Origin of the sequence: Pseudomonas paraveronii, assembly GCF_963681955.1 — a bacterium.
Lineage (GTDB): Bacteria > Pseudomonadota > Gammaproteobacteria > Pseudomonadales > Pseudomonadaceae > Aquipseudomonas > Aquipseudomonas paraveronii.
In genome coordinates this window covers 5,376,356-5,402,168 of sequence record NZ_OY817130.1, presented here as the reverse complement: position 1 = coordinate 5,402,168, position 25,813 = coordinate 5,376,356, and the positions used below count along the sequence as shown (strand labels likewise).

Annotated in this window: 25 protein-coding genes and 2 pseudogenes; 18 read left to right on the top strand and 9 right to left on the bottom strand. The window is 61.5% G+C overall.

Translation table 11 applies throughout. From position 1 onward, the window contains the following. Position 1: 1 nt before the first annotated feature. Entirely contained in the window at positions 2-877 is an 876-nt protein-coding gene (locus U5A08_RS24980; protein ID WP_321849019.1) for a LysR family transcriptional regulator, read from the bottom strand. A gap of 114 nt (positions 878-991) precedes the next feature. Between U5A08_RS24980 and U5A08_RS24975 the strand changes: the two genes are divergently transcribed. Genes U5A08_RS24975 through catA form a run of 3 tightly spaced genes read left to right on the top strand, consistent with a single transcriptional unit; the run spans position 992 to position 3,393 of the window. Then, positions 992-2,119, top strand: a complete 1,128-nt coding sequence (locus tag U5A08_RS24975; protein ID WP_321849018.1) for a muconate cycloisomerase family protein — start codon at positions 992-994, stop codon at positions 2,117-2,119. Positions 2,120-2,131: 12 nt separating this feature from the next. Next, positions 2,132-2,422: a muconolactone Delta-isomerase gene (gene catC, locus U5A08_RS24970; protein ID WP_253399014.1), complete on the top strand. Its 291-nt coding sequence runs from the start codon at positions 2,132-2,134 to the stop codon at positions 2,420-2,422. A 41-nt stretch (positions 2,423-2,463) separates the two neighbouring features. Further along, positions 2,464-3,393 (top strand): catechol 1,2-dioxygenase, encoded by a 930-nt coding sequence (gene catA, locus U5A08_RS24965; RefSeq protein WP_321849015.1) that lies wholly within the window; start codon positions 2,464-2,466, stop codon positions 3,391-3,393. Positions 3,394-3,523: 130 nt separating this feature from the next. Here the strand turns inward: catA and U5A08_RS24960 are convergent, their stop codons facing one another. Further along, a complete protein-coding gene (locus U5A08_RS24960; RefSeq protein ID WP_247400149.1) occupies positions 3,524-3,997 on the bottom strand; it encodes an Lrp/AsnC family transcriptional regulator in 474 nt (157 codons plus the stop codon). A gap of 144 nt (positions 3,998-4,141) precedes the next feature. Between U5A08_RS24960 and kynU the strand changes: the two genes are divergently transcribed. Both kynU and U5A08_RS24950 read left to right on the top strand, forming a co-directional pair. Beyond that, a complete protein-coding gene (gene kynU, locus U5A08_RS24955; RefSeq protein WP_321849013.1) occupies positions 4,142-5,392 on the top strand; it encodes a kynureninase in 1,251 nt (416 codons plus the stop codon). 293 nt (positions 5,393-5,685) lie between these two features. Then, positions 5,686-7,092 carry an amino acid permease gene (locus U5A08_RS24950; protein ID WP_321849012.1) on the top strand — a complete coding sequence of 469 codons (1,407 nt, stop codon included), beginning with the start codon at positions 5,686-5,688 and terminating at the stop codon, positions 7,090-7,092. Here the strand turns inward: U5A08_RS24950 and U5A08_RS24945 are convergent. After that, positions 7,038-7,934 (bottom strand): LysR substrate-binding domain-containing protein, encoded by an 897-nt coding sequence (locus tag U5A08_RS24945; RefSeq protein WP_253399003.1) that lies wholly within the window; start codon positions 7,932-7,934, stop codon positions 7,038-7,040. The two genes, U5A08_RS24950 and U5A08_RS24945, sit on opposite strands and share 55 nt — an antisense overlap. Before the next feature lie 184 nt (positions 7,935-8,118). Between U5A08_RS24945 and U5A08_RS24940 the strand changes: the two genes are divergently transcribed. The 5 genes from U5A08_RS24940 (at position 8,119) to U5A08_RS24920 (ending at position 13,182) form a co-directional block, all read left to right on the top strand. Then, positions 8,119-8,883, top strand: coding sequence for a sulfite exporter TauE/SafE family protein (locus U5A08_RS24940; protein ID WP_321849010.1), 765 nt, complete (start codon positions 8,119-8,121; stop codon positions 8,881-8,883). A gap of 123 nt (positions 8,884-9,006) precedes the next feature. Continuing rightward, positions 9,007-9,597 (top strand): NADPH:quinone oxidoreductase MdaB, encoded by a 591-nt coding sequence (mdaB, locus tag U5A08_RS24935; protein ID WP_247399700.1) that lies wholly within the window; start codon positions 9,007-9,009, stop codon positions 9,595-9,597. A 30-nt stretch (positions 9,598-9,627) separates the two neighbouring features. After that, on the top strand, positions 9,628-10,524 hold the full coding sequence (locus U5A08_RS24930) for a LysR substrate-binding domain-containing protein (protein WP_321849008.1): 897 nt from the start codon (positions 9,628-9,630) through the stop codon (positions 10,522-10,524). 103 nt (positions 10,525-10,627) lie between these two features. Further along, positions 10,628-11,521, top strand: coding sequence for an NAD-dependent epimerase/dehydratase family protein (locus U5A08_RS24925; protein WP_321849006.1), 894 nt, complete (start codon positions 10,628-10,630; stop codon positions 11,519-11,521). Positions 11,522-11,736: 215 nt separating this feature from the next. Then, complete coding sequence (locus tag U5A08_RS24920) at positions 11,737-13,182, top strand: SulP family inorganic anion transporter (protein WP_321849004.1); 1,446 nt, start codon at positions 11,737-11,739, stop codon at positions 13,180-13,182. Between the two features lie 131 nt (positions 13,183-13,313). Here the strand turns inward: U5A08_RS24920 and U5A08_RS24915 are convergent, their stop codons facing one another. Next, the gene (locus U5A08_RS24915; RefSeq protein WP_253398988.1) at positions 13,314-13,694 is read right to left on the bottom strand and encodes a lysozyme inhibitor LprI family protein; all 381 of its coding nucleotides are present in this window, start codon (positions 13,692-13,694) and stop codon (positions 13,314-13,316) included. A 248-nt stretch (positions 13,695-13,942) separates the two neighbouring features. On the opposite strand from U5A08_RS24915, the gene U5A08_RS24910 reads away from it, so the two are divergent. The 4 genes from U5A08_RS24910 to U5A08_RS24895 are packed head-to-tail and all read left to right on the top strand — an operon-like array spanning position 13,943 to position 18,028. Continuing rightward, positions 13,943-15,292 (top strand): GntT/GntP/DsdX family permease, encoded by a 1,350-nt coding sequence (locus U5A08_RS24910; protein ID WP_247399691.1) that lies wholly within the window; start codon positions 13,943-13,945, stop codon positions 15,290-15,292. 12 nt (positions 15,293-15,304) lie between these two features. Further along, positions 15,305-16,165 carry a MurR/RpiR family transcriptional regulator gene (locus U5A08_RS24905; protein WP_253398985.1) on the top strand — a complete coding sequence of 287 codons (861 nt, stop codon included), beginning with the start codon at positions 15,305-15,307 and terminating at the stop codon, positions 16,163-16,165. A gap of 1 nt (position 16,166) precedes the next feature. Beyond that, the gene (locus U5A08_RS24900; protein ID WP_321849002.1) at positions 16,167-17,630 is read left to right on the top strand and encodes an N-acyl-D-amino-acid deacylase family protein; all 1,464 of its coding nucleotides are present in this window, start codon (positions 16,167-16,169) and stop codon (positions 17,628-17,630) included. A 29-nt stretch (positions 17,631-17,659) separates the two neighbouring features. After that, positions 17,660-18,028 carry a glyoxalase superfamily protein gene (locus tag U5A08_RS24895; RefSeq protein WP_253398982.1) on the top strand — a complete coding sequence of 123 codons (369 nt, stop codon included), beginning with the start codon at positions 17,660-17,662 and terminating at the stop codon, positions 18,026-18,028. 605 nt (positions 18,029-18,633) lie between these two features. Here the strand turns inward: U5A08_RS24895 and U5A08_RS29990 are convergent. Both U5A08_RS29990 and U5A08_RS29985 read right to left on the bottom strand, forming a co-directional pair. Continuing rightward, positions 18,634-19,230 (bottom strand): annotated as a pseudogene (locus U5A08_RS29990) (methyl-accepting chemotaxis protein); the annotation flags it as partial. 258 nt (positions 19,231-19,488) lie between these two features. Continuing rightward, positions 19,489-20,553: pseudogene (locus U5A08_RS29985) on the bottom strand (methyl-accepting chemotaxis protein); the annotation flags it as partial. 279 nt (positions 20,554-20,832) lie between these two features. On the opposite strand from U5A08_RS29985, the gene bamJ reads away from it, so the two are divergent. After that, positions 20,833-21,450 (top strand): BamJ family beta-barrel-assembly machinery protein, encoded by a 618-nt coding sequence (bamJ, locus tag U5A08_RS24885; protein ID WP_192300611.1) that lies wholly within the window; start codon positions 20,833-20,835, stop codon positions 21,448-21,450. 135 nt (positions 21,451-21,585) lie between these two features. Here bamJ and U5A08_RS24880 read toward each other — a convergent pair whose 3' ends face one another. The 3 genes from U5A08_RS24880 to U5A08_RS24870 form a co-directional block, all read right to left on the bottom strand. Next, positions 21,586-21,843 (bottom strand): PA4570 family protein, encoded by a 258-nt coding sequence (locus tag U5A08_RS24880; RefSeq protein ID WP_038443494.1) that lies wholly within the window; start codon positions 21,841-21,843, stop codon positions 21,586-21,588. Between the two features lie 159 nt (positions 21,844-22,002). After that, a complete protein-coding gene (locus U5A08_RS24875; RefSeq protein WP_046382089.1) occupies positions 22,003-22,344 on the bottom strand; it encodes a zinc ribbon domain-containing protein YjdM in 342 nt (113 codons plus the stop codon). 136 nt (positions 22,345-22,480) lie between these two features. After that, on the bottom strand, positions 22,481-23,449 hold the full coding sequence (locus U5A08_RS24870) for a polyprenyl synthetase family protein (protein ID WP_321848994.1): 969 nt from the start codon (positions 23,447-23,449) through the stop codon (positions 22,481-22,483). A 239-nt stretch (positions 23,450-23,688) separates the two neighbouring features. Here U5A08_RS24870 and rplU point away from each other — a divergent pair, with 239 nt between their 5' ends. The 3 genes from rplU (at position 23,689) to cgtA (ending at position 25,730) form a co-directional block, all read left to right on the top strand. Beyond that, positions 23,689-24,003, top strand: coding sequence for a 50S ribosomal protein L21 (gene rplU / locus U5A08_RS24865; protein WP_007901869.1), 315 nt, complete (start codon positions 23,689-23,691; stop codon positions 24,001-24,003). Positions 24,004-24,037: 34 nt separating this feature from the next. Then, the gene (gene rpmA / locus U5A08_RS24860) at positions 24,038-24,313 is read left to right on the top strand and encodes a 50S ribosomal protein L27 (protein WP_007901871.1); all 276 of its coding nucleotides are present in this window, start codon (positions 24,038-24,040) and stop codon (positions 24,311-24,313) included. A 193-nt stretch (positions 24,314-24,506) separates the two neighbouring features. Beyond that, complete coding sequence (gene cgtA, locus U5A08_RS24855; RefSeq protein ID WP_247399679.1) at positions 24,507-25,730, top strand: Obg family GTPase CgtA; 1,224 nt, start codon at positions 24,507-24,509, stop codon at positions 25,728-25,730. Positions 25,731-25,813 lie beyond the last annotated feature (83 nt).

Below are 25,813 nucleotides of genomic sequence, written 5' to 3'. Positions count from 1 at the left end.
TTCAGATCAGTTCTTCAACCAACTGCAAACAATGATTCAGCCCCGGCGACTGATCATTCACCCGCCGGCTGAGAATAATCGGCGAGGTCGCGGTGGCTTCCACCACCGGCGTGTAGCCGATGTCCGCGCGATGCAGCACCTGCACCGACGCCGGCACCAGCGTCACGCCCATGCCCGCGCCGACCAGGCCGATGGCGGTCTGCAGCTCGTTGGTCCATTGCGCCACCTTGAGGCTCAAACCGTGGGCGTCGAACAGCGCGATCACATGGTCGGCATAACTGGGACGCGGGTTGCCGGGGTACAGCACAAACGGCTCGGCGGCCAATTGGGCGAGGGTGGCGGGCGCGTTCAGCAAGGCGTGGCCGGCGGGCAACACCGCAACCAGGCGGTCCTCGACCAGCACGCGCTGGACGATGGCCGGGTCATCGATGCGAATCCGCCCGAAGCCCACATCAATGCGCCCGGCCTTGAGCGCTTCGACCTGCTGCAAGGTGGTCATTTCCGACAGCCCCAGTTCCAGTTCCAGCGCGTCGTGGTTGCGCAGCCGCCGAATCAGCTCGGGCAGCACGCCATACAAGGTCGACGGCGCAAAGCCGATGCCCAGCCAGGTCTTCTCGCCCTGGCCAATACGCCGGGTGGTGTCGCAGACCTTGCCCAACTGCTCCAGCAGCACGTTGGCGTGCTCATAGAAAAACCGCCCGGCCTCGGTCAGCCGCAGCGGGCGGCCGCGCTCCAGCAGAATCACGCCCAATTCATCCTCCAATTGCTGGATCTGCCGGCTCAACGGCGGCTGGGCGATGTGCAGGCGTTCGGCGGCGCGGGTGAAGTTGAGGGTTTCGCCCAGCACCTGGAAATAGCGCAGATGTCGCAGTTCCATGACAGCTCCTTTGATACCTTGAAGGTATTGTGCGAGACCAATTCTATATTGGAAGCCAGGAAAAATGCGGCACAGAATCGGCTCAAATCTATAAAGAACCCAACGGGTATAGCCATGCCGATTTGCGCCATCGAGTCGATCGAGACCATCATCGTCGACCTCCCCACCATCCGCCCGCACAAGCTGGCGATGCACACGATGCAAAACCAGACCCTGGTAATCATCCGCCTGCGCTGCGCCGACGGTATCGAAGGTATCGGCGAAGCCACCACCATCGGCGGTCTGAGCTACGGCAACGAAAGCCCCGACAGCATCAAAATCAACATCGATCGCCACTTCGCCCCGCTGCTGATCGGCCAGGACGCGAACAACATCAATGCCGCCATGTTGCGCCTGGCACGCAGCATTCGCGGCAATACGTTCGCCAAGTCCGCCGTCGAAAGCGCCTTGCTCGACGCGCTGGGCAAACGCCTGAACCTGCCGGTCAGCGAACTGCTCGGCGGCCGCGTGCGCGACGCGTTGCCGGTGGCCTGGACCCTGGCCAGCGGCAACACCGAGCAGGACATTGCCGAAGCCGAGAAGATGCTCGACCTGCGCCGTCACCGCGTCTTCAAATTGAAGATCGGTGCCGGTGAGGTCAGGGCCGACCTGGCCCATGTGATCGCGATCAAAAAAGCCCTGGGCGAGCGCGCCAGCGTGCGCGTCGACGTCAACCAGGCCTGGGATGAAGCCGTCGCCCTGCGCGCCTGCAAGGTGCTCGGCGACAACGCTATCGACCTGATCGAACAGCCGATCTCGCGCAACAACCGCGCAGGCATGGCCCGGCTTAACCGGTCGAGCCCGGCGCCGATCATGGCCGACGAATCCATCGAATGTGTCGAGGACGCCTTCAACCTGGCCCGCGAAGGCGCGGCTTCGGTGTTTGCCCTCAAGATCGCCAAGAACGGCGGCCCGCGCGCGGTGTTGCGCACCGCCGCGATTGCCGAAGCGGCTGGGGTCGGCCTGTACGGCGGCACCATGCTCGAAGGCGGCATCGGCACCCTGGCCTCGGCCCATGCGTTTCTCACCCTGGACACCCTGGCGTGGGGCACCGAGCTGTTCGGTCCGCTGCTGCTCACCGAAGACATCCTCACCGAGCCGCTGGTGTACCGCGATTTCCACCTGCATGTCGGCACCGCACCGGGCCTGGGCCTGACCATCGACGAAGAGCGTCTGGCGTTCTTCCGGCGTGACAACCACTAAGAGGCGTCTGCCATGTTGTTCCACGTAAAAATGAGCGTGAACCTGCCCGTCGACATGAACCCCGAACGCGCCGCCAACCTCAAGGCCGAAGAAAAAGCCCTGGCGCAGCGCCTGCAGCAAGAGGGCAAATGGCGCCACCTGTGGCGCATCGCCGGGCTCTACGCCAACTACAGCGTGTTCGATGTCGACAGCGTGCAGGAACTGCACGACCTGCTGATGCAATTGCCGCTTTATCCCTACATGGCCATCGAAGTGAATGCGCTGTGCCGGCACCCGTCGTCGATCCACGCGGACGACCGCTGAGCCTGTTTTATCCCGAATAATTACAAGATGAGGATTGCACCATGTCCATCCGACTGTCCCAGACTGCCCATGCCCAACAGTTTCTCGAAGAAGCCAGCGGCAACCGCAGCGAAAGCGGCAACCCGCGCACCAAGACGTTGATCTACCGAATCCTGCGGGACACGGTGAACATCATCGAAGACCTGGAAGTCACCCCCGAAGAGTTCTGGGCGGCGGTCAACTACCTCAACGAATTGGGTAAACACCAGGAAGCCGGTTTGCTTGCCGCCGGGCTCGGCCTGGAGCATTACCTGGACCTGTTGATGGATGCCGCCGACGAAGAAGCCGGCAAAACCGGCGGCACGCCGCGCACCATCGAAGGCCCGCTGTATGTGGCAGGGGCGCCGTTGTCGAAATACGAAGCACGCCTGGATGACGGCCAGGACCCGGGCGTGCCGCTGTTCATGCGCGGTCAGGTACGGGACACGCAGGGCAAACCGGTGGCCGGGGCGATTGTCGATGTGTGGCAGGCCAATACCGGCGGCACTTACTCCTGGTTCGACACCGCGCAGTCGGAATTCAACCTGCGCCGCCGCATCGAGACCGATGCCCACGGCAACTTCCGTTTTCGCAGCATCGTGCCGTCGGGCTATGGCTGCCCGCCGACCGGGCCGACCCAGCAGTTGCTCGATCAACTGGGACGCCACGGGCAGCGGCCGGCGCATATTCACTTTTTCATCTCGGCGCCGGGGCATCGGCACCTGACCACGCAGATCAACCTGTCGGATGACCCGTACCTGCACGATGATTTTGCCTACGCGACACGGGATGAATTAATTGCCGAAATTCGCTTCAGCGACGATCAGCACCTGGCGCGGGAGTTGGGTGTGGAAGGGCGTTTTGCGCAGATTGATTTTGACTTTGAGGTGCAGCTCGCCGCTGCGCCGGTAGAGCAACAGCGCATGCAGCGGGTCCGTGCATTGGAAGATTGATCAACGCGGTCAAAAAATGTGGGAGGGAGCTTGCTCCCGATAGCGGCGGATCAGTAAACATTTAAGTGACTGACACACTGCTATCGGGGGCAAGCCACCCTCCCACATTTGTTGACCGATGGTGCTGCGGCTATTTGCGCAGCACCAGATCCAACACCTCATCGCGATCCTTGATCTTCTGCAACACAATCTCCGAACGGATATCCATCACCCCCGCCGTGCGGTTCAGGTGGTTCACGATGAAGTCCGAAAAGTGCTTGAGGTTGCGCGCCTGCACCCGCAGCACATAGTTGCTGGCGCCGGTAATCACGTAAGCGCTGGCCACTTCCGGCCAGCCTTGCACCTTCTGGATAAACGTCTCATGCCAATCCTCCACGTCCTGGCGCAATGACAGGTGGACGATGGCTTCCAGCTCGATCCCCAACTGCTCGGCATTCAACACTGCGCGATAGCCGCTGATGATGCCTTCGCTTTCCAGCAGGCGCAGACGGCGTAGGCAGGCGGAGGGCGACAGCGCGACTTTTTCCGCGAGTTCCTGGTTGCTGATACGGCCGTCCTGTTGCAGGAAGTGCAGGAGGCGCAGGTCGGTGGCGTCGAGAATCATGCTTAGAATAAATCCGCGTTTTTTCGGTTGAACTTCGAATTTCCTACAGCTTAATTAGCCTGTTGCCCACCACTTTGCACGAAAATTCTCTAAAACCTCGTTCATTATTTGCTGCATATTCCCTTATAAAAATCAGGACAGCCCATGATCACTCGAAGCCATTGCCAAGCCCTTGACGACCAGGACCGGTTGGCGCCGCTGCGTCACCAGTTCGCCTTGCCGCAGGGGGTGATCTACCTCGACGGCAACTCCCTCGGGGCGCGTCCGGTGGCAGCGCTTGCGCGGGCGCAGCAGGTGATCGCCGAGGAGTGGGGCAATGGCCTGATTCGCAGTTGGAACAGCGCGGGTTGGGCGGACTTGTCCCAACGCCTGGGCAATCGCCTGGCGCCGTTGATCGGTGCGGGCGACGGCGAAGTGGTAATCACCGATACCACCTCGATCAACCTGTTCAAGGTGCTCAGCGCCGCCTTGAGCGTGCAGCGCCAACGCCAGCCGCAGCGCAAGGTGATCGTCAGTGAAGCGAGTAACTTCCCCACCGACCTGTACATCGCCGAGGGCCTCGCCGAACTGCTGCAACAGGGCTATTCCCTGCGGCTGGTCAACAGCCCGGACGAACTGCCCCAGGCCATTGATCAGGACGTGGCGGTGGTGATGCTCACCCACGTCAACTACAAGACCGGCTACCTGTACGACATGCAGGCGCTCACCGCATTGAGCCACGAGTGCGGCGCCCTGAGCCTCTGGGACCTGGCGCATTCGGCGGGCGCGGTACCCATCGACCTGCATCGGGCCGGCGCCGATTACGCGATCGGCTGCACCTACAAATACCTCAACGGCGGCCCCGGCTCCCAGGCGTTCGTGTGGGTCAACCCCGCGCTGGTGGACGTGGTGCGCCAGCCGTTGTCGGGCTGGTTCGGGCATACCCGGCAGTTCGCCATGGAGTCGAGCTATGCGCCGAGCGCTGGCATCGCCCGTTACCTGTGCGGCACCCAGCCGATCACCTCGCTGGCCATGGTGGAATGCGGCCTGGAGATTTTCGAACAGACCGACATGGCCAGCCTGCGCGGTAAATCCCTGGCCTTGACCGACCTGTTTATCGCGTGCGTCGAAGCCCGTTGCGCCGCCCACGGCCTGGTGTTGATCACCCCGCGTGAGCACGCCAGACGCGGCAGCCATGTGAGCTTTGAGCACCCTGAAGGCTACGCGGTAATCCAGGCGCTGATTGCCCGTGGAGTGATCGGCGACTACCGCGAGCCGCGCATCATGCGCTTTGGTTTTACGCCGCTGTACACCAGTTTCAGCGAGGTATGGGATGCCGTGGAAATCCTCGGCGACATCCTCGACAACCGCACCTGGGACCAGGCGCAATTCAAAGTCCGCAACAGCGTCACTTGAATAAACGCAGACAACCATGGGGGGAGGGCGCTTGCTCCCGATAGCGTTGTATCAGCGTGCGAATCCGGCGACCGACACACCGCCATCGGGGGCAAGCCCCCTCCCACACTGAGCTTGCGCCAGACACACAATGGATGAACACCACAACCCCCTGTGGGAGGGGGCTTGCCCCCGATGGCGGCGGACCAGTCACCTAGGCATCAACTGAAAAACTGCTATCAGCAAGCCCCCTCCCACAGGGGATCTGTGGCAACAGACAAATCGTGCAATCACAACAATAAGGGGCACACCACGTGACCACGCCAAACGACGGCTTTGCAGAAATCACCCACCGCGAACTGGGCCTGAGGCGCCAGCTCACTTCCGGCCAGATGAGCATGATCGCCATCGGTGGCGCCATCGGCACCGGGCTGTTCATGGGCAGCGCCTATGCCATCGGCTATGCCGGGCCCAGCGTGTTGGTGAGTTACGCCATCGGTGCGTTGATCACCTTGCTGCTGATGGGCTGCCTGGCGGAGATGACGGTGGCCCATTCCACCTCCGGCTCTTTCGGTGCCTACGCCGAGTTCTACATCAGCCCGCTGGCCGGGTTTCTGGTGCGCTATGCCTATTGGGCGGCGATTGTGCTGGCGGTGGGCGCCGAGGTCACGGCGGTGGCGATGTACATGAAGTACTGGTTCGCCAACGTGCCGGAGTGGGTGTGGATCGTGTCGTTTTCCAGCGTGCTGATCCTGCTCAATGCCATCAGCGTGAAAACCTTCGGCAGCTTCGAATACTGGTTCTCGACGATCAAGATCAGCGCCATCGTCGGCTTCATCCTCCTCGCGGTGTACGTGGTGTTCGGCTCCGGCAACCCGCAGTACGGGGTGCAGAACTACACGGCCCACGACGGCTTTTTCCCGCATGGCTTGAGCGGTATGTGGATCGCAGTGATCGTGTCGATCTTCAGCTACCTGAGCGTGGAGATGATCGCCGTGGCGGCCGGTGAAGCGGCCGACCCGGAGCAGGCGGTGAAGAAGGCCTTTCGCGCGACCATCGTGCGCCTGGTGGTGTTTTACCTGCTGACCCTGGCGCTGATGTTGGCCATCGTGCCGTGGAACCAGGCCGGGCAGGCCCAGAGCCCGTTCGTCACGGTGATGCAGACCCTCGGCATTCCCGGCGCCACCGGGGTGATGAATTTCGTGATTCTGATCGCGGCGCTGTCGGCGATGAACAGCCAGCTCTACATCACCACGCGCATGATGTTCAGCCTGTCCCGCGCCGGCTTTGCGCCCACGTCCATGGGCGCGTTGAGCAAGAGCGGCATCCCGCTGAACGCCTTGTTGCTGTCCAGCTCGGGCATCGGCCTGGCGACCTTGCTTAACGTGGTCTACCCGGAAAGCTCGTTCACGCTGATGATGGCGATCTCGATGTTCGGCGCGATCTTCACCTGGTTCATGATCTTCCTGACGCACCTGTTCTTCCGCCGTTATCGCAAGCGTCATGGCGGGGCGACGTTGTCGTTCCAACTGCGCCTGTTTCCCTACAGCACGCTGCTGGGCCTGGTGCTGATGGGCGCGGTGATGATCACCACGTATTTCACCGACGCGTTCAAGATGACCTTGGTGTTCGGCGTGCCGTTCCTGCTGATTCTGTCGGCGGTGTATTACGGGTTTTTCCGCAAGGGCAGGGCCAAGGCGTCGAGCAAGGCCCTGGCATAACCCGGCAGTTGTTCGAACGAGCGCGCGCATAACAGCAGCGTTCGACAGGCCCAAGCTTCTCGCAACGGTTGGGCCTTGAAGCGCTGCTCCAACGGCCAACGCGCCAGCGCCGCCTGGGGCACGATCCCCAGGCCCGCGCCGCGTGCGACCATGCGCATCACCCCATCAAAGCCCTCGGCCCGGATGCGCGTTTGCAAGCGAAACCCCGCGTGCAACGCCTGTTCTTCCAGGTACACCGCCAACGCACTGTGGGCGGCCAGGCCCACATAGTCGTAATGCAGGCTGTCGATAAAGCTCACCGTACTTGCCGCCAACGGATGCTCCAGCGGCATGATCAGCACCAGCGGATCGTCGCGAAACGCCAGGGTTTGCAAGCCGTGGGTGTCCACCGCGTCGGAGATGATCCCCAGGTCTGCGGTGCCCTGGCGCAAGGCCTGGGTGATGCGCAGGCTGGGCAGTTCCTGCAGGTCGATATCGAGGTTGGGGTGTTCGCGCAGAAAATCCGCCAGCAGTTCCGGCAGGTATTCGCTGAGGGCGGTGGTGTTGCACAACAGGCGCACCTGGCCTTTGACGCCGTTGGCGTACTCCGCCAGGTCCTGTTGCAGGTGCTCGGCCTGTTGCAGCAACAGCCGGGCATGACGGGCCAGGGCCTGGCCAGCGGGCGTGGGCGTGACGCCACGGCGGCCGCGTTCGAGGCATTCGACGCCCAGCGCGGCCTCCATCGCGCGGATGCGCGCGCTGGCGGCGGCCAGGGACAAGTGGCTGCGGCTGGCGCCGGCGGTGATGTTGCCGGCGTCGAGGATGTGCAGGTAGAGGCGCAGGTCGATCAGGTCGAAGTGCATGGCTGGAAGATTTCCTTTCGCTGGACTGGCGCTATGGCGAGCAAACCCGCTCTCACTGTTGAAATGCATTCCAAGTGTGGGAGGGGGCTTGCCCGCGATGAGGCCCTCAGCCTCATGCAAAACAAGAGGCTGCCTCAGTATATGGCGAATTTTCGCCCCCCGCGAAAGCCCTCACAATCCGCCCATGAATACCTTCCTCGCGTTCTACCAAAACCTCGGCCCCGCCCTGACCCTGCTGGTAATCGGCACCTTTCTGCTGGCCGGCACCGTCAAAGGCGTGATTGGCCTGGGCCTGCCCACCGTCGCCATGGGCCTGCTCGGCCTGGCTATGTTACCGGCGCAGGCTGCGGCGTTGCTGATTATCCCTTCGACGGTGACCAACCTTTGGCAACTGGCCTTCGGCGGCCATTTGAGCGCGTTGCTCAAACGCTTGTGGCCGCTGTTGCTGCTGATTTTCCTCGGCACCGGGTTGGGCACGTTGTGGCTGCGAATGGGCGGTGGCGATTGGGTGGTGCGCGCGTTGGGCGCGGCCTTGCTGGTGTATGCGTTGAGTGGACTGTTCCTGCCCGCATTCAGCGTAAAGCCTGCAACCGAGCGCTGGTTGGCGCCGGTGTGTGGGCTGGTCACCGGCCTGATCACCTCGGCCACCGGCGTCTTCGTGATTCCTGCGGTGCCGTACCTGCAAGCGTTGGGCTTGAATCGCGATCAGGTGGTGCAGGCGCTGGGGCTGTCGTTCAGCGTGTCGACATTGGCGCTGGCCGCCGGGTTGGCCTGGCGCGGCAGCCTCGGCGGCGGCGAGATCAATGCCTCGCTGTTGGCGCTGGCGCCCGCCTTGCTGGGGATGTGGCTCGGGCAGGCGTTGCGCCAACGGATCAGTGCCGTGCTGTTCAGGCGGGTGTTTTTTATCGGCATGGCGCTGTTGGGCGCGCACCTGTTGATCAGTGGGTAAAGGCAACAATAGAGTCGAATTCGTGATTTTTAGTCAAATGTATTTTGCCGCGCCAAGGCTTATTCCGCGCAAGGCACATCGATACCCTGCCTTCAGACATTTTTAATCTCAAGGCGCCCCCCCATGAAAAAAGTCCTGTTGCTCAACGGCGGTAAAAAATTCGCCCACTCCGACGGTCGCTACAACAGCACCCTGCATGACGCCGCCGTGGCGGTGCTCGACCGCGGCGGTATCGACATCAAGGTCACGCATATCGACGAAGGCTACGACGTGGCCGAAGAGGTCGCCAAATTCCTCTGGGCCGACGTGATCATCTATCAGATGCCCGGCTGGTGGATGGGCGCGCCGTGGATCGTCAAGAAGTACATCGACGAAGTCTTCACCGAAGGTCACGGCAGCCTCTACGCCAGCGATGGTCGCACCCGTTCCGACGCGTCGCAGAAATACGGCAGCGGCGGCCTGATCCACGGCAAGCAGTACATGTTGTCGCTGACCTGGAACGCCCCGCAGCAAGCCTTCGACGACCCGAGCGATTTCTTTGAAGGTAAAGGCGTGGACGCGGTGTATTTCGCGTTTCACAAGGCCAATCAGTTCCTCGGCATGACGGCCTTGCCGACGTTCCTCTGCGTGGACGTGATGAAGCGCCCGGCCATCGACGCCGATGTGGCGCGCTACGAGCAGCATCTGGCGCAGGTGTTCGACCTCTCGGTGTAAGCTGCGCTGTGCCGATAAAGAGGACAGCCTGTGAAAGCCCGATCCGATGAGCTACAGATCTTCGTCAACGTGATTGAGTGCGGCTCGATTTCCGCTGCGGCGGAGCAGGTCGGGCAGACGCCGTCGGCGGTCAGCCGCACCTTGTCGCGCCTGGAAGCCAAGCTCGACACCACGCTGATCAACCGCACCACGCGGCGCATGGACCTGACCGAGGAGGGCAAGTATTTCTTCGAGCAGGCCAAGGTGATCCTGGCGCAGATGGATGAGCTGGAGGAGCGCTTGTCGTCACGCCAGAAGAAACCGGCGGGGCGCCTGCGCATCAATGCCGCCGTGCCGTTCATGTTGCATGGGATCGTGCCGTACATCGCCGAGTTTCGCGGGCTGTACCCAGAGATCCAGTTGGAGTTGAACAGTGATGACTTGATCATCGACCTGTTGGAGCAGAGCACCGACATTGCGATTCGCATCGGCGCGCTGGCCGATTCCACCCTGCATGCGCGGTCCCTGGGCTGCACCCCGCTGCATATCCTTGCCAGCCCGGCTTATCTCAAGCAATACGGCGCGCCGAGCACGGTCGCCGAGTTGGCCGAGCACACCTTGCTTGGCTTCACCCAGACCGAGACGCTCAACCACTGGCCGCTGCGCCACGTGGCGGGTGACCGCTGGCTGATCCAGCCCGGCATTGCCGCGTCCAGCGGCGAAACCTTGCGACAACTGGCGCTCGAAGGGCAGGGCATATGCTGCCTGTCGAACTTCATGACCAACGCAGACATCGAGACCGGGCGCCTGGTGCCGGTGCTGGAGGCGTTCAACAGCGGTTATCGCCAGCCAATCCACGCGGTGTTTTACCGCAACTCGCAACTGGCCTTGCGCATCCAATGTTTCCTGGACTTCATCCAGGCCAAGCTGGCGCGGTACGCCTGCTGATTCGTGACCTGCACGCAAGATTGAATTGGGCCATACGGTCTTATTCAACAGGGATGGGGCCTTGATACTGGGCCCATCACTTACTCAGTCAGGAGAGACCTCCATGAACGTATTCGTTACCGGCGCCGCCGGGTTTATCGGCGGCTCCATCGCCACCGGCCTGGTCAAGGCCGGCCACCATGTGACAGGCCTGGTGCGCAGCGCCGATCAAGCCGCCGAGATGACGGCCCTGGGCATCACCCCGGTCATCGGCACCCTGGATGACCGTGCGGTGTTGACCGAACAGGCCACGCAGGCCGACGCGGTGATCAACGCCGCCAGCAGCGACCATCGCGGGGCGGTGGAAACGCTATTGGCCGCCTTGAAAGGTTCGAACAAACCGTTCCTGCACACCAGCGGTTCGAGCATCGTCGGCGATGCATCGGGCGGCAAGGCCAGTGATGTCATCTACTTCGAAGACCACCTGCCGGAACCGACTGTCGACAAGGCCGCCCGTGTCGCCATCGACAACCTGGTCCTGGCCGCCGCCCACGACGGCGTGAATTCGGCGGTGATCTGCAACACCCTGATCTACGGCCACAGCCTGGGCGTGAAGCGTGACAGCGTGCAATTGCCGCGCTTGCTCAAGCAGGCGCGCAAGAGCGGGGTGGTGCGCCATGTCGGTACAGGGCAGAACATTTGGTCCAATGTGCATATCGAGGACGTGGTCGCGCTCTATCTGCTGGCGCTGGAGAAGAACGTACCGGGCACGTTCTACTTCGTGGAAAGCAGCGAAGCGGCGTTCATCGACATGACCACCGCCATCGCCGAAGCCCTGAACCTGGGCAAACCGCAGGATTGGCCACTGGCCGAGGCCGAAGCCGAATGGGGCTATGAAATGGCCAACTACGGCCTGGGCTCCAACAGCCGCGTGCGCGGCAAGCATGCCCGTGAATTGTTGGGTTGGGCGCCCAAGCGCACGTCGGTGGTGGAGTGGATTCGCCGCGAAATGGTCTGATGTCGGCGTGAGACCGTGGTGCACCCTTCGCGGGCAAGCCCACTCCCACATTTGACGGTGTTCACACCTCGATAACGGGTGCACCGATCAAACCATGGGAGTGGGCTTGCCCGCGAACGGGGCATCCCGGTCAATCTGCCCTGACGCTTCACTGGCCCCACCGACCGCATTTCCGTACCATTCCCCGCCTTATTCCCCGCAATGCCCGGTACCTCATGAACCTCACCCGTCTGCGCGCCGATGCCCTGGCCGGCCTCACCACGTCTTTCGCCCTGCTGCCAGAATGCATCGCCTTTGCCCTGGTGGCGCACCTCAATCCGCTGATGGGCCTCTACGGCGCGTTCATCATCTGCACCCTCACGGCGTTGTTTGGCGGCCGGCCGGGGATGGTCTCCGGTGCGGCGGGGTCGATGGCGGTGGTGATCGTCGCGCTGGTGGTGCAACACGGCGTGGAGTATTTGCTCGCGACGGTGCTGCTGGGCGGGTTGATCATGCTGGTCTTCGGCCTGCTGCGCCTGGGCAAGCTGGTGCGGATGGTGCCGCACCCGGTGATGCTGGGGTTCGTCAACGGCCTGGCGATCATCATTGCCCTGGCGCAGTTGGAGCATTTCAAAAGTGGTGATGCCTGGCTCAGCGGCACGCCGCTGTATGTGATGAGCGGCCTGGTGTTGGTGACCATGGCCATCGTCTACCTGCTGCCGCGCCTGACCCGTGCCGTGCCGCCCGCCCTGGTGGCGATCCTCGGCGTGGGCCTGGCGGTGTACCTGCTGGGCTTGCCGACGCGCACGCTGGGCGACATGGCCCACATCGCCGGTGGCCTGCCGAGCTTCGCGCTGCCGCAGATCCCCTGGACCCTGGAGACCCTCGGCATCATCGCGCCCTATGCATTTTTGATGGCGATGGTCGGCCTGCTCGAAACTCTGCTGACCCTGAACCTCACCGACGAAATCACCGAGAGCCGCGGCTACCCCGACCGTGAGAGTGTGGCCCTGGGTGTGGCGAATATGGTCTCGGGCCTGTTCGGCGGCATGGGCGGTTGCGCGATGATCGGGCAAACCGTGATCAACCTCAGCTCCGGCGGGCGCGGGCGTTTCTCCGGGGTGTTGGCCGGGGTGATGATCCTGTTGTTCATTCTGTTTCTGTCACCGCTGATCGAGCGCATTCCGCTGGCGGCGCTGGTCGGGGTGATGTTCGTGGTGTCGCAGCAGACCTTCGCCTGGGCGTCGCTGCGGGTGATCAACAAAGTGCCGCTCAATGACGTGCTGGTGATCATCGCGGTGACCGTGATCACCGTGTTCACCGACCTGGCCACGGCTGTGTTGTGCGGGATCGTGATCGCGGCGCTGAACTTCGCCTGGCAACAGGCGCGGGAGTTGTATGCGGATGAACATCTGGAAGCGGACGGCAGCAAGCTCTACCGCGTGCATGGCACCTTGTTCTTTGCCTCGACCACGCCGTTTTTGAACCGCTTTGACCCGGCCAATGACCCGGCAGCGGTGACGCTCGATTGCCGTCACCTGAGCATTGTCGACTACTCCGCGATTGCTGCGTTGATGACCTTGCGCGAGCGCTACAGCAAGGCCGGCAAGCATCTGCGCGTGCTGCATGTGTCCGAGCGCTGCAAGAAACTGCTCAAGCGCGCCAGGGTCCATCACGACTGACCGCAACCCTGTAGGAGCGAGCTTGCTCGCGAAAAACCCGAGAGCGCCACGTCTATCCAGACAACACGCGTCATCGTTGACGATTTTCGCGAGCAAGCTCGCTCCTACGGGAGGGCGAGGGTGTTCATTCATTACGGCCCGACCAGGTCTTCCAGTTCCTGGGCGCGGGTCTGGGTCATGTCCAGCACGCAGCCGGTGCCGTTGACCTGATCGATGCTGCCGCCGGTAGCACTGCCGGCAAAGGCGCAATTGGCATCGCGGTACTTTATCCACAGGCGCTGCACGTCCTGCAATTGCTGCTTGCGCGCACCTTCCTGGGCGGCGAGGGCGGTCTTGTAGGCCGTGTTCAGGCGCGTGTCCTGCACTTTGGCTTGCTGGGTGTTGCACTTGACCATGTCGACGGTCGTGTTGGCGCTGTCCATGCATTTCTTCAGTGCGGCGTTGTCGGCGGCCGAGGCGCTGTTGCACAGGGCGAGCAGCAGGGCGCTGGCGGCGAGGGAGGTGCGGGTCATGAGCGAGTGTCCTGGATGTCGGTGGGTGCGCATTTTAAGACTCAAACGCGAGTATTGAGTTTCCAGCCTTTTCTGAACTTGATGTAAGAACACCCCCCGAATTTTCATGCGCCGCTGTCGGGCATGTCCCCGCGCGACAGCGCTTATCTGTAGGCGAAAATTACTTTCATAAAAATTGAAAATGCTCCTCGGTAATGATTTATGAGTTTCACAACCAATTCGACGTGACCCTTTCCGAGGAGTACCGCATGGCCGCATCACCGGGCTTCGGGCTATTGGCATACGCTGCCATCGCCATCATTGCTTTGATCGTGCTGATTGCACGTTACCGACTCAACCCGTTTATCGTCATCACCCTGGTGTCCATCGGCCTGGCGCTGATGGCCGGGATGCCGGCGGACACCATCATGGGCTCCTACGAAGCGGGCGTCGGTAAAACCCTGGGGCATATCGCTCTGGTGGTCGCGCTGGGCACCATGCTCGGCAAAATGATGGCTGAATCCGGCGGCGCCGAGCAGGTGGCGCGCACGCTGATCAACCGCTTTGGCGAGCGCAATGCTCACTGGGCGATGGTGTGCATTGCCTTTCTGGTGGGGCTGCCGCTGTTTTTCGAGGTCGGTTTTGTGTTGCTGGTGCCGATCGCCTTTACCGTGGCCCGGCGTGTGGGAGTGTCGATCCTGATGGTCGGCTTGCCGATGGTTGCCGGCCTGTCGGTGGTGCATGCGCTGGTGCCGCCGCATCCGGCGGCGATGATGGCGGTGCTGGCGTACAACGCCTCGGTCGGGCAGACCGTGCTCTATGCGATTCTGATCGGCATTCCCACGGCGATCATCGCCGGCCCGCTGTATGCCAAGTTCATCGTGCCGCGCATTCACCTGCCGGCGGAAAACCCGCTGGAACGCCAGTTCATCGAGCGCGAGCCGCGCAGCCGGTTGCCGAGTTTCGCCCTGACCATGGGCACTATTCTGTTGCCGGTGGTGCTGATGATGATCGGCGGCTGGGCCAACGTGATTTCCACGCCCGGCAGCGGTTTTAACCAGTTTCTGTTGTTTATCGGCAACTCGGTGGTCGCGCTACTGGTGGCGACCCTGGTGAGTTTCTGGACCCTCGGCCTGGCGCAGGGTTTCAACCGCGAGTCGATCCTCAAGTTCACCAACGAATGCCTGGCGCCGACCGCGAGTATCACCTTGCTGGTGGGCGCGGGCGGCGGTTTGAACCGGATCTTGGTCGACGCTGGCGTGACCAACGAAATCCTCGGCCTGGCCCATGCCTTCAATCTGTCGCCGCTGGTGATGGGCTGGCTGTTCGCCGCGTTGATGCGCATCGCGACCGGCTCGGCCACCGTGGCCATGACCACCGCTTCCGGCGTAGTCGCGCCGGTCGCGCTGGGCCTGGGTTATCCACACCCTGAACTGCTGGTGCTGGCGACCGGGGCGGGTTCGGTGATCTTTTCCCACGTCAACGACGGCGGCTTCTGGCTGATCAAGGAATACTTCAATATGACCGTGATCCAGACCTTCAAGACCTGGACCGTGTTGGAGACCCTGATTTCAGTGGTCGCCTTCGGTCTGACGTATGGTCTGTCCTGCATCCTGTAATCCGGAGACTCCATGGACATCCTCTACCAGATCCGCGCCCGCCAGGCGTCTTTCAGTGCCGGCGAAGGGCGTATCGCCAAGCTGATGCTCGATGACGTGGGCTTTGCCGCGTCGGCCAGCCTGGAGGAGTTGTCCCAACGCGCCGAGGTCAGCACCGCCACGTTGTCGCGGTTTGCCCGCAGCGTCGGTTGCCGGGATTTGCGCGACTTGCGCCTGCAATTGGCCCAGGCCAGTGGCGTGGGCAGCCGCTTCCTGGACCCGGCGGGCAAACCTGAGCAGTCGGGGTTTCATCGGCAGATTCTCGGCGATATCGAGGCGACGTTGCGTCAGCATTTGTCGGGGTTCAATCAAGCCGGTTTCGTCGATGCGGTCAGCCTGCTGGGCAAGGCGCGGATGATCCACGCGTTTGGCATGGGCGGCCCGTCGAGCCTGTGCAGCGATGAGTTGCAAGTGCGCCTGGTGCGCCTGGGCTACCCGATTGCCGCCTGCCATGACCCGGTGATGATGCGCGTCACAGCGGCGACGCTGGGGCCTGCGCATGCGTTGATCGTCTGTTCGCTCAGCGGTCTCACCCCGGAGTTGCTGGACGTGGTGGCCCTGGCGCGCAACTACGACACGCCCATCGTCGCCATCACCCTGGCCGGCTCCCCCCTGGCCGAGTTGGCGGATGTCGTACTGGCGCTGCAACCGGCCGAAACCAGCTTCATCTACAAACCCACGGCGGCGCGCTACGGCATGCTGCTGGCCATCGACCTGCTTGCCACCGAGCTGGCGCTGGCGATGCCGGACGCCAACCAGGAACGCCTGCGCCGCATCAAGCTGGCCCTCGACGACTATCGCGGCGGCCCTGACAGCCTGCCGCTTGGAGACTGATATGCAGTACGACACGCTGATTCGCCAGGCGCTGATCATGGATGGCCGCAACACGCCTGGGTATGTCGCCGATGTGGGGCTACGCGATGGGCGTATCGAAGCGATCGGCGACTTGTCGGCCGCGCTGGCCACGCAGGTGATCGACGCCCGAGGCCGGGTGTTGGCGCCGGGGTTTATCGATGTACACACCCACGATGACACGGTGGTGATCCGTCAGCCGCAGATGCTGCCCAAGCTCAGCCAGGGCGTGACCACGGTGATTGTCGGCAACTGCGGTATCAGCGCCTCGCCCGTGAGTTTGCGCGGTGAGCCGCCGGACCCGATGAACCTGCTGGGCCGGCGTGAGGCGTTCACCTATCCGCGGTTTGCCGATTACCGCGCCGCCGTGGAACGCGCCCACCCGGCGGTCAACGTCGCGGCGCTGATCGGCCACACGGCGCTGCGCAGCAACCATATGGACGACCTGCACCGCAGCGCCACGCCGGATGAAATCGCCGCGATGCGCGTGCAGTTGCGCGACAGCCTGGAAGACGGCGCCCTCGGTTTATCCACCGGCCTGGCCTACGCCAGCGCGTTCAATGCCGAGACCGATGAGGTGCTGCAACTGAGTGAAGAACTGACGGCGTTCGGTGCGGTGTACACCACCCACCTGCGCAGTGAGTTCGAACCGGTGCTGGAGGCCATGGACGAAGCGTTTCTGATCGGTCGGCATGCCCAGGTGCCGGTGATCATTTCCCACCTTAAGTGTGCAGGCGCGGGTAACTGGGGGCGTAGTCCGCAGCTATTGGCGGCGCTGGAGCAGGCGGCGAAAACCCATCCGGTGGGGTGTGATTGTTATCCCTATGCGGCGAGTTCTTCGACCCTGGATCTCAAGCAGGTGACCGACGCGTTTCGCATCACCATCACCTGGTCGACACCGCACCCGGAAATGGGCGGGCGCGACTTGCAGGCGATCGCGGCCGAGTGGGACGTTTCGCTGATGGACGCCGCCCGCCGCCTGCAACCGGCGGGGGCGGTGTATTACGGCATGGACGAAGCGGATGTGCGCCGTATCCTCGCGCATCCGCTGTCGATGGTCGGATCGGATGGGTTGCCCGAAGATCCGTTTCCGCATCCGCGTTTGTGGGGCGCGTTTCCACGGGTGTTGGGACATTTCAGTCGGGACGTCGGGCTGTTTCCGCTGCACACGGCGGTGCATAAGATGACCGGCTTGTCGGCGGCGCGATTCGGCTTGTCGGAGCGGGGCGAAATTCGTGTAGGGCACTGGGCCGATCTGGTGCTGTTCGATCCGCTGCGCGTGCGTGATGTGGCGGATTTCGAGGCGCCGCAGCAGGCGGCGCAAGGGATTGATGGCGTGTGGGTCAACGGCGTGTTGAGTTATTGCGACGGACAGCCAAATGGCCGGCGGCCGGGGCGGTTCCTGGCGCGCAGTGGGGATTTGCGGGCTGGGTTTTCGACTCTATAGTGGGCGCTCTTACACACGGAGCGGTTGCCATGCACTTAGGAAAAGTCACCCCCATCCTGCGGATTTTCGACGAGGCCAAGGTGTTGGAGTTCTATGTCGGTTTTCTGGGGTTCACGGTCGATTGGCAGCATCGCTTCGAGGCGAATTTTCCGTTGTACCTGCAGGTGTCGTTGGGTGAGTGTGTGCTGCATTTGTCCGAACACCATGGCGATGCTTCGCCGGGTGCGGCGGTGCGGATTCAAACGCAGGGCGTAGACGCCTATCAGCAGCAATTGCAGGGCAAGGACTATCGTTTTGCCAAGCCAGGCGTTGAAGAAATGCCCTGGGGTTCGCGGGAGATGAGCATCCGTGATCCGTTTGGCAATCGGCTGGTGTTTGTCGAGGAGGGCGAGGGCTGAGGGGTAAAGCGCAGGCAATAAAAAACCGCCTTAGTAGGGCGGTTTTTTTGTGCAAACCCAGTTTGCGGCTGGGGTTGCGATCTCACAGGAAGCACTGACGTGTTGGCGATACTACTGCTGCTTCGGGGTTTTATGCAAGGCCTGACGATGGGTGGTTTTTCACTTGAACCCCGCAAAAAACAGCAACAACTTTTAAGGGGGATTGGCCGTTGTTTGTCACACCTTGGTGTAGTGGGCTGAGCTAGTATCGCCCTCGTTCTGCGTTCGTCGTGAGGTAGGTTGGCTGGGTTCGCGCGCAAATTTTGGACCGATTGCCACGGGCTAGTAATCCGTGCCGGATTCATGCAAGAGGACCATAAACCCAGCCGCCTCACAGGAGCACTGACGTGCATCCAAAGGCTCACATGTTCCGGTAAGTGCGCTGGAGGTAAGGCCCAACTCATGGAGGGCCGAGTATGTCTAAGTTTGCACGACGTACGTGGAACCTCGTCGTGAATGCCCTGCGTGTTTATCACGTATGGACATTCCTACGAGACAGCTTCGATGACCGCTAAGGTCTGAGAAGTGGAGCCGCCCCGGTGCAGACCGAGGCGGCTTTTTGGTTTTTACACCCGGAAGTGGCTGACCATCTGCTGCAACTGGCTACCCAGTCGTGCCAGTTCCACGCTCGACTTGGCCGTCTCGTCACTCGCGGTGGCGGTCTGTTCCGACACGTCACGCACGTTGATGATGCTGCGGCTGATCTCTTCGGCCACGGCGCTTTGCTCTTCGGCTGCCGCTGCAATCTGCTGGTTCATCGACTGGATATTCGACACCGTGCGGGTGATGTTTTCCAGGGATACGCCGGCCTTGCGCGTCAGCTCGACACTGCTGTCGGTGAGGCTGCGGCTGTTGTTCATCACTGCAGCCACCTGCTGGGTGCCGTTCTGCAAGCCGGCCACCAGGCCTTCGATTTCTTCGGTGGATTTCTGCGTGCGCTGGGCCAGGCCACGCACTTCGTCGGCGACGACGGCAAAGCCACGTCCGGCTTCACCGGCACGTGCTGCTTCAATCGCGGCATTGAGCGCCAGCAGGTTGGTCTGCTCGGCCACGGCCTTGATCACGTCCATCACGCTGCCGATTTTGTTGCTCTCTTGTTGCAGATGGCTCATGGCGTCGGTGGAACGCGCCACTTCGGCGGCCAGGCGTTCGATCTGGGCGATAGCTTCGGCCACCACTTTGTCGCCTGCGCGGGCTTGTCCATCGGCATCGGCAGCGGCCCGGGAGGCCTGCTCAGCGTTGCGCGCGACTTCCTGCACGGTGGCGGTCATTTCGTGCATGGCGGTGGCGACTTGATCGGTCTCGATCTTCTGGCTGTTCACGCCAGCGCTGGTCTGCTCGGTCACGGCCGACAGCTCTTCGGCGGCGCTGGCGATTTGGGTCACGCCGTCGCGAATACCGCTGATCAACTCGCGCAGGGTCGTGCCCATGCGCTGGATGCCTTGTTGCAGCACGCCCAGTTCATCACGGCGGGTGACCTGGATATTGTGGCTCAGGTCGCCGGAGGCAATGCGTTCCACCACGGCCAGGGTTTCCTGGATCGGACGTGTGATCTGGCGGGTGATGACAAGTGCCGCGATGATGCCGACCAGCAACGCCAGCAAGGTGCTGATCAATTGCAGGCTGCGGGCCTGGGCGCTTTCGGCGTCGCGACGTTCGAGCTGGATGTCGTAGAGCTTGTCGCTGATGGTGACGATGTCGGCACCTTGGGTGGTCATTTCGGCGCGTGCTGAGACGATATTGGCGTTAGCCGCTTTGTAGTTCTGCACCGCACTGCGGTAGGCGCCGAGGGCGCTTTCCAGTGCGCTGAGCGCGGCCTGTTGGCTGCTGCCAAACACGGCGCCGAGGCCTTTCAAGCCGTTGATGGTTTTTTCGATTTGTGCGGCGGCGCGGGCTTCGGTGTCGGCGTTGACATTGCCGGTGTAGCCGCGCACTTCGTAGCGGGCCAACTGGAACTCTTGCTTGGCATGGGTCACGGCTTGGTACTGGGTGAAGCGCTCGGGGCTGTCGGGCACCTGCTGCACGCTGCTGTCTAACGCGTCGATCTGGGCGTTGGCGATGTCGGCCTTATCACCCATGACCTGGCGCGCAGCATTGCCGTTACGGTAGGCCTCACGCATTTTGTTCAGCGATTGCTGATAAGCCGTGATGACGGCTTTCTGGTCGTTGAGCAGCTTGCGGTTTTCCGGGCTCTTGAAGCTGTCCAGGAGTTTTTGCTGCTGGGCGGTGAAGGCATCCAGGCTGGTCTGTACGTTCTGCGCCACGCTCTCATCGCCGTTGGCCAGCATGTATTGCAGGCGCACGATGCGCAGCTTGGTCAGGGACGCATTGAGCTGGGTGATGTCGCTCATCCAGTTGCTGCGGTCGATCAGGCTGCCCAGGCTGGTCCAGCCGGTCAGCGCGAGGATCGAGGTGAGGACAAGCACCAGGCCGAAGCCCAGGCCTAGTTTGAGGTTGACGCTGATGTTACCGAACCAGCTGTTCATCGAGTGCTCCGCAAAAATGATGTTTGTCTGCTGGACGGTGTTGTTGTTTGAGCCAGCCAAGGTGTTTAGGCCATATCGGCGGGCGCACGGGAAACTGAAACGTTTAATTAGTTATTGCGATACACGGAGCCCGGCATAACCGACCACCGGCGTCAGGCAGGCATGACGTGGCTGGCGCTCATCCCGTACTCACATTCTGTGCTAGTCTGCTGGCCCTTTTAGTTCTGGGCGGTGCGGGAAAACAGTGTTTTCAGCGCTGCTCTACAGCGGAGCCTCTTCATGTCCGAAGTTAATCTGTCCACCGACGAAACCCGCGTCAGCTACGGTATCGGCCGTCAGTTGGGCGACCAACTGCGCGACAACCCACCACCGGGCGTAAGCCTGGACGCGATCCTGGCTGGCCTGACCGACGCGTTCGCCGGCAAGCCAAGCCGTGTTGATCAAGAACAAATGGCTGCCAGCTTCAAGGTCATCCGCGAAATCATGCAAGCCGAAGCGGCTGCCAAGGCTGAAGCCGCGGCAGGCGAGGGCCTTGCGTTCCTGGCGGAAAACGCCAAGCGTGACGGCATCACCACTCTGGCTTCCGGCCTGCAATTCGAAGTGCTGACTGCTGGTGAAGGCGCCAAGCCGACCCGTGAAGACCAAGTGCGCACTCACTACCACGGCACCCTGATCGACGGCACAGTGTTCGACAGCTCCTACGAGCGCGGCCAGCCTGCAGAATTCCCGGTTGGCGGCGTGATCGCTGGCTGGACCGAAGCCCTGCAACTGATGAATGCCGGCAGCAAATGGCGCCTGTACGTGCCGAGCGAACTGGCTTACGGCGCTCAAGGCGTTGGCAGCATTCCGCCGCACAGCGTTCTGGTGTTTGACGTCGAGCTGCTCGACGTTCTGTAAGACCTGCTTTTGATTACCTGTAGGAACGAGCTTGCTCGCGACAAACGTCAACGATGACGCGAGCATCTTGGATGAACGCGTTGCTTGTGCGTTCTTCGCGAGCAAGCTCGCTCCTACAGGGTTTTGCGCGGTCGCTCATGGGTGAAACTTGCCATTGAGCTCCGTCACCGGGCGCAACGCTCGGGCATAGCAGAACAGAAACAGATTGCGCACCACTTCCTTCAGTACACCGGGTTCACTGGAACTCAGGCCATTCACGTCCAGGTCGCCCTGGTCCTGCAGTTCATTCAGCGCTTCTTCCTCCAGCACCGCACAGACTTCCCCGGTTTCCCGATGAAGGATGCGTAGGTAAGGGTGTGGGCGGTCCAGCCAAGCATCTATCAAATAAGTCATGGTCGTTCTCCTTGATAAGTTTCAATGAGAATAATTCTTATTCGCAGAATAGCAAGTGCCTATTGGCGGTTTCCGGTTTTTTCTGTGTGGGTATTGTGCGCGATCAACAGACAGGGCGAAACGCCATCCCGCGGCGGGCGCGGGATGGAAGCCGCAGGATCAGACCTTGCGGACGAACTCGGACTTGAGTTTCATCGGGCCGATACCGTCGATCTTGCAGTCGATATCGTGGTCGCCGTCGCACAGGCGGATGTTCTTGACCTTGGTGCCGACCTTGACCACCAGGGAGGTGCCCTTGACCTTGAGGTCTTTGATCACGGTGATGGTGTCGCCGTCCTGCAGGACGTTGCCCACAGAATCTTTCTTCACGGTTTCATCGCCGGCCACTTCGGCCTCGCCAGTGGCGGACCACTCATGGGCGCATTCCGGGCAGATCAGTTGGGCGCCGTCTTCGTAGGTGAATTCGGAATTGCATTTCGGGCAGGGTGGCAAAGTGCTCACTAAAGCTCCTTAAAAGTCAGGATGGCTAAAGTCGCACATTATATAGGGAATTGTAGGGAGGCAGGGCGCGGTCTTGGATTGGTACTACAAACTAAATGTGGGAGGGGGCAAGCCCCCCCCCCCACATTTGGTATTTCTAGTGCGTGCGCGCGACCGCGAATTCACTCAGCTCAACCAGGGCGTCCCGGTATTCGCTGGCGGGGAGGGCGTCCAGGCATTTGATCGCACGGGCCACGTAGTCACGCGCCAGTTGTGCGGTGTAGTCCAGGGCGCCGGAGGCTTCCACGGCCGCACGGATGCTTTCCAGGTCTTCGATCCCGCCTTTCTGGATCGCCTTGCGCACCAGGGCCGCCTGTTCCGGCGTGCCTTCGCGCATGGTGTAGATCAGCGGCAAGGTTGGCTTGCCTTCGGCCAGGTCGTCACCGACGTTCTTGCCCAGGGTCTCGGCGTCGCCACGGTAGTCGAGCAGGTCGTCTACCAGTTGGAACGCCACGCCCAGGTGGTCGCCAAAGGTGCGCAGGGCTTCGGCCTGTTCGGCCGTGGCTTCGCACAGGGCGGCGGCGCTGTGGGTCGAGGCTTCGAAGAGCATCGCGGTTTTGCCGCGAATCACTTCCATGTAGGTTTCTTCGGTGGTGCTGGCGTCACGCACCTTCGACAACTGCAACACTTCGCCTTCGGCGATGATGCGCGTGGCCTGGGAAAGAATCTTCATCACCTGCATCGAGCCCAGTTCGACCATCATTTCGAACGAACGCGAATACAGGAAGTCGCCGACCAGCACGCTCGGGGCGTTGCCCCACATCGCGTTGGCGGTCTCGCGACCACGGCGCATGCCGGACATGTCGACCACGTCGTCATGCAGCAGGGTCGCGGTGTGCAGGAATTCGATAGTGGCGGCCAGCAGGCGCAGGTCATCGCCTTCACGGCCCAGGGCCTTGCCACACAGCAACACTAATAAAGGACGCAGGCGTTTACCGCCCGCCGACGTAATGTAGTCGCCAATTTTGGAGACCAGCGGCACTTTAGACGTCAGCTGCTGCTTGATGATGCCGTCGACGGCGCTAAAATCGTCCGCGACCGCGCGGTAGAAAGCTTGGGGTTGCATCAGCGACAGTCGCTCCAGAAGGGTTGCGCGGCATGCTAGGACCCTGACCCCGCAGTGTCAAGGCGCGATAGACAGCCTCTTGCAACGCGTCAACGCCTTGCGTACAATCGCGCACCCTGAACTTCCTGGGCAGCACCTGCCTTACGCAATTGCATTCGGGACGTCCATCCCATGCAGCCATGCCAGCCAATACCTCTTCTTATAAAGCGCTGGGTGAGCAGGATTATCGGAGAAATACCATGTCGTACGCAGTAATTGTTACTGGTGGCAAGCAATACAAGGTCGCCCCAGGTGAATACCTGAAGATCGAAAAACTGGAAATCGCTACCGGCGAATCCGTTACTTTTGATCGCGTTCTGTTGGTCGCCAATGGCGATGACGTGAACATCGGCGCTCCAGTTGTTCCTGGCGCTACCGTTGTGGCTGAAGTGATCTCCCAAGGTCGTCACGATAAAGTCCGCATCATCAAGTTCCGTCGTCGTAAGCACCACATGAAGCGTATGGGCCACCGCCAGTGGTACACCGAGATCAAAATCACCGGTATTCAGGCTTAATTTCAGCCTAATTCCTCACTAGGAGAATTGACTCATGGCACACAAAAAAGCTGGTGGTAGTACCCGTAACGGTCGCGACTCAGAAGCCAAACGCCTTGGCGTGAAGATGTATGGCGGCCAGGTTATCATTCCGGGCAACATCATCGTGCGTCAGCGCGGCACCCAATTCCACGCCGGTTACGGTGTTGGCATGGGTAAAGATCACACTCTGTTCGCTAAAATCGACGGCGTGATCAAGTTCGAAGTAAAAGGCGCCTTCGGTCGCCGTTACGTGAGCATTGTCCCGAAGACTGACGTCGTCGCGGCATAATTACGTAGTTGCTGGAAAAGCCCTGTCTCGCGACGGGGCTTTTTCGTTTGTGGAGTGAGTCTCTTGCAAAGCTGTTTGTAATGAGCTCAAGCGCTGGATTTGCGGTCGTTGATTGAGGTCGCTGCGCTCATTTTTGCAAGAGTCTTATGTCTTGGTTTCTTAAGCTCGTCCGTGCGGCGAGAGGCGTTTTGTTATGAAGTTCGTTGATGAAGTTTCCATCCGAGTAAAAGCAGGCGACGGCGGTAACGGTTGCATGAGTTTCCGTCGCGAAAAGTTCATCGAAAACGGTGGCCCCAACGGCGGTGACGGCGGTGACGGCGGTTCCATCTACATGATGGCCGACGAAAACCTCAACACCCTGGTGGACTACCGTTACACCCGGCACTTCGATGCCGAGCGTGGTTCCAACGGCGGCAGCACCGACTGCACCGGTAAAAAAGGTGAAGACATGGTGCTGCGCGTACCGGTCGGCACCACGATCATCGACTCCGCGACCCAGGAAGTGATTGGCGACCTGACCAAGGCCGGCCAGAAGCTGATGGTTGTGCAGGGCGGCTGGCACGGTCTGGGTAACACCCGATTCAAGTCCAGTACCAACCGTGCGCCACGCCAGACCACGCCGGGCAAGCCTGGCGAGCAGCGTGACCTCAAGCTGGAAATGAAAGTACTCGCCGACGTGGGCCTGTTGGGCCTGCCAAACGCTGGCAAAAGTACCTTCATCCGCTCGGTCTCGGCCGCCAAGCCGAAAGTCGCCGACTACCCGTTCACCACCCTGGTGCCAAACCTGGGCGTGGTCAGCGTCGACCGTTGGAAGAGCTTCGTGGTCGCCGACATTCCCGGCCTGATCGAAGGGGCTTCCGATGGCGCGGGCCTGGGGATTCGCTTCCTCAAGCACTTGTCGCGTACCCGTTTGCTGCTGCACCTCGTCGACATGGCGCCGCTGGATGACACCAGCGCACCGGACGCCGCCGAAGTGATCGTCAGCGAGCTGACCAAGTTCAGCCCGGCCCTGGCCGAGCGTGATCGCTGGCTGGTGCTGAACAAGTGCGACCAGATCCTCGAAGAAGAACACGAGGAGCGCGTCAAGGAAATCGTCGATCGCCTGGAATGGACCGGCCCGGTCTATGTGATCTCGGCCATCGCCAAAGAAGGCACCGAGCGCCTGACCCGCGACATCATGCGCTACCTCGAAGACCGCGCCGACCGCCTGGCGGCCGACCCGGTATTCAAGGCCGAACTCGCCGAGCTCGATCAGCAGATCGAAGACGAAGCCCGTGCCCAGTTGCAAGCCCTGGACGACCAGCGTGCCCTGCGCCGCAGCGGCGTGAAGTCGGTTCATGACATCGGCGACGACGATTGGGACGAAGAAGACGTGGATGATGAAGACGGTCCGGAAATCATTTACGTGCGCGACTGATTCGTTGCAGTAAACTTAAGCGCCGCTCACTTGAGCGGCGTTTTGGTATCTGGGTATATCTGTAGTCACGAATGTAGTCACGA

Excerpts from the sequence above, each read along its gene's own strand:
- U5A08_RS24980 (WP_321849019.1), bottom strand. The coding sequence starts at position 877 with ATGGAACTGCGACATCTGCGCTATTTCCAGGTGCTGGGCGAAACCCTC.
- U5A08_RS24975 (WP_321849018.1), top strand. The coding sequence starts at position 992 with ATGCCGATTTGCGCCATCGAGTCGATCGAGACCATCATCGTCGACCTC.
- catC (WP_253399014.1), top strand. The coding sequence starts at position 2,132 with ATGTTGTTCCACGTAAAAATGAGCGTGAACCTGCCCGTCGACATGAAC.
- catA (WP_321849015.1), top strand. The coding sequence starts at position 2,464 with ATGTCCATCCGACTGTCCCAGACTGCCCATGCCCAACAGTTTCTCGAA.
- U5A08_RS24960 (WP_247400149.1), bottom strand. The coding sequence starts at position 3,997 with ATGATTCTCGACGCCACCGACCTGCGCCTCCTGCACTTCCTGCAACAG.
- kynU (WP_321849013.1), top strand. The coding sequence starts at position 4,142 with ATGATCACTCGAAGCCATTGCCAAGCCCTTGACGACCAGGACCGGTTG.
- U5A08_RS24945 (WP_253399003.1), bottom strand. The coding sequence starts at position 7,934 with ATGCACTTCGACCTGATCGACCTGCGCCTCTACCTGCACATCCTCGAC.
- U5A08_RS24940 (WP_321849010.1), top strand. The coding sequence starts at position 8,119 with ATGAATACCTTCCTCGCGTTCTACCAAAACCTCGGCCCCGCCCTGACC.
- mdaB (WP_247399700.1), top strand. The coding sequence starts at position 9,007 with ATGAAAAAAGTCCTGTTGCTCAACGGCGGTAAAAAATTCGCCCACTCC.
- U5A08_RS24925 (WP_321849006.1), top strand. The coding sequence starts at position 10,628 with ATGAACGTATTCGTTACCGGCGCCGCCGGGTTTATCGGCGGCTCCATC.
- U5A08_RS24920 (WP_321849004.1), top strand. The coding sequence starts at position 11,737 with ATGAACCTCACCCGTCTGCGCGCCGATGCCCTGGCCGGCCTCACCACG.
- U5A08_RS24915 (WP_253398988.1), bottom strand. The coding sequence starts at position 13,694 with ATGACCCGCACCTCCCTCGCCGCCAGCGCCCTGCTGCTCGCCCTGTGC.
- U5A08_RS24910 (WP_247399691.1), top strand. The coding sequence starts at position 13,943 with ATGGCCGCATCACCGGGCTTCGGGCTATTGGCATACGCTGCCATCGCC.
- U5A08_RS24905 (WP_253398985.1), top strand. The coding sequence starts at position 15,305 with ATGGACATCCTCTACCAGATCCGCGCCCGCCAGGCGTCTTTCAGTGCC.
- U5A08_RS24900 (WP_321849002.1), top strand. The coding sequence starts at position 16,167 with ATGCAGTACGACACGCTGATTCGCCAGGCGCTGATCATGGATGGCCGC.
- U5A08_RS24895 (WP_253398982.1), top strand. The coding sequence starts at position 17,660 with ATGCACTTAGGAAAAGTCACCCCCATCCTGCGGATTTTCGACGAGGCC.
- bamJ (WP_192300611.1), top strand. The coding sequence starts at position 20,833 with ATGTCCGAAGTTAATCTGTCCACCGACGAAACCCGCGTCAGCTACGGT.
- U5A08_RS24880 (WP_038443494.1), bottom strand. The coding sequence starts at position 21,843 with ATGACTTATTTGATAGATGCTTGGCTGGACCGCCCACACCCTTACCTA.
- U5A08_RS24870 (WP_321848994.1), bottom strand. The coding sequence starts at position 23,449 with ATGCAACCCCAAGCTTTCTACCGCGCGGTCGCGGACGATTTTAGCGCC.
- rplU (WP_007901869.1), top strand. The coding sequence starts at position 23,689 with ATGTCGTACGCAGTAATTGTTACTGGTGGCAAGCAATACAAGGTCGCC.
- rpmA (WP_007901871.1), top strand. The coding sequence starts at position 24,038 with ATGGCACACAAAAAAGCTGGTGGTAGTACCCGTAACGGTCGCGACTCA.
- cgtA (WP_247399679.1), top strand. The coding sequence starts at position 24,507 with ATGAAGTTCGTTGATGAAGTTTCCATCCGAGTAAAAGCAGGCGACGGC.